Source organism: Mesorhizobium sp. M2C.T.Ca.TU.002.02.1.1, assembly GCF_003997225.1.
The window spans coordinates 1-1941 of record NZ_RZTO01001009.1 but is presented as its reverse complement, the minus strand read 5'-3'; the positions used below and the strand labels follow the sequence as shown (position 1 = coordinate 1941).

At 64.5% G+C, this 1941-nt stretch carries 2 protein-coding genes; both read right to left on the bottom strand.

Features of this window, described 5'->3' with window-relative positions; all coding sequences use genetic code 11:
• Positions 1 to 675, bottom strand: a 675-nt coding sequence (locus EOD07_RS32650) for an NAD(P)/FAD-dependent oxidoreductase (RefSeq protein ID WP_164772764.1), incomplete at its 3' end; no start/stop codon positions are given.
• A 135-nt stretch (positions 676 to 810) separates the two neighbouring features.
• A complete protein-coding gene (locus EOD07_RS39150) occupies positions 811 to 1779 on the bottom strand; it encodes an NAD(P)H-dependent oxidoreductase (RefSeq protein ID WP_127238174.1) in 969 nt (322 codons plus the stop codon).
• Between the last annotated feature and the right edge of the window lie 162 nt (positions 1780 to 1941).

Sequence of the window (1941 nt, the reverse complement as noted above, 5' to 3'; positions counted from 1 at the left end):
GTGTACGGCGATCTTGCGGATGCGTTTGGGCAGCAGCGAAGGTCCGTTGCGCGCCGAAAGCCACATCTGGTTCGTCTCGACGCGGGAAAGATGGTTGAGCGCATCGAAGCCGGAATTGCCGGCGCCGACCACCAGCACCTTCTTGCCGGCATAGTCGCTTGCCTTGCCGAAATCGGCGGAGTGGATGATCGATCCCGAAAAATCCTCCATGCCCTTCCAGGCCGGAATGAAGGGTTGCCGGTCGCGCCCGGTGGCGATCACCACATACCGCGCGGCCATCAAGCCCACATTCGTCCGCAGCAGCCAGTGGTCGTCGCGAAAATCGATCTTGTCGACCCCGATACCGAAGGAGATCGGCAGCCGGTGCGTTTGGGCGAAATCGTTGAGGTGACGGATGACGGCGCTGCGATGCGGGAAAGCCGGCGTCCCTGCCGGATAGGAAACGCCGGGCAGTGCGGAAAGGTCGCGATGCGTGTTGAGATGCAGATTGTCGTGACGGCGATGCCAGGGCTCGGCCAGCCGCCCCTCGCGTTCCAGGATTTGCACCGTCACGCCGGCCCTGGCCAGCGCGTGCGCGGCGGCAAGCCCTGCGGCGCCCGCGCCGATGACAATCGCTCCGTCCAGTATCGCAGGCTCGCCGACCCCCGACGGCAAGACTTTCGCTTCCGCGCCCATTCGTGTCTTTATCGTCGTCATCATGCCTTCAAGTGGCACGATCATGTAACTGACATATGCCGCCCACCGGCCAAAAGGAATAGGTGGCTGTTGCAAAAACCTCCGGCATTGTGTCGCGGATTTTACAAGCGCCGGCTAATGAACCGGGTCGGCGTGGCGATGCACCAGCTTGAAGGCGCCGTCCTCCAGCCGGAACACTTCCGTCACCCGCAAGGTCATCTCGGTCGCCTCGCCGTTCCTGCCCATGCCTGTTTTGGCATGCTGCAAGCCGGTCCAGAAGGCCAGATCGCCGCTTGCCGACGCCTGCAGCACCTCGAGGTCGGTGCTGCCACCCTTGTGGAAGCTCGCAGCGTCGCGTTCGTAGCGGCCTGCAACCGCCTCGACGCCTTCGACATGGTCGCCGCGCGGCGAGAAGAATGTCGCCGGCCCGGCATGGGTGACGATCGCCTTCAGCGAGGTGGCATCGCCGTTGACATAGTCATCGGCGATCTTCTCGCGCTGCTTCATGAAGGCATCGAAGGACGAGCCGCCGGGATGCACCCTCCTGATCCAGGTTTCCAGGCCGGCCATGAAATTCTCGAGGAAGGCGGCGGTGTCGGCATTGGTAACGGCGCCCTTGTCGTCGAGCAGGTCCGCGACATTGCCGATATAAGCCTCCGGCTGCTGCATCACCGGCATGTCGAGGAAAACGAAGGTCTGCCGAAGCGCTTGGTTGGAGCCGAAGGCGCCGATCTTGCTCGGGCTGACGCTGACGACTCCGGCGGGCAGGCCCTTGAACACGTTCTTGCCCGGTGGCCGCGAGCCGACATCGAGCGCATTCTTCAGACAGCCAGGGATCGAGCGGTTGTATTCCGGCGTGACGAACAGCACCGCGTCGCATTCGCGTATCGCCGAGCGGAAGGCCGACCACGCCGCGGGCGGGCGGTCGCCATCCAGATCCTCGTTGTAGAGCGGCAACTCGCCGATCTGGACGAAGCGACAGCGCACCGAATCCGGCGCGCGGGCGGCCAGCGCCTTGGCGATCTTGCGGCTGAAGGATTGGGCGCGCAGGCTGCCGACAAGCACGGCGAGCTGCAGGACGGCATGTTCGGTTGCATCGGTCATGGCGAAACGTCCGTTTTGGTGGTGGCTCACAGGGAAGGCCGGCAGGGCTCGGCCCGCCTGACGTTTCGATAATGTCGGCAACCGAGCGAGGTTCCCCGCGCCGTCGCGGGCGCGCGTCGGCGCTTGCGGCCTTGCCGCCGCGGTGATTGCACAGTAATGACG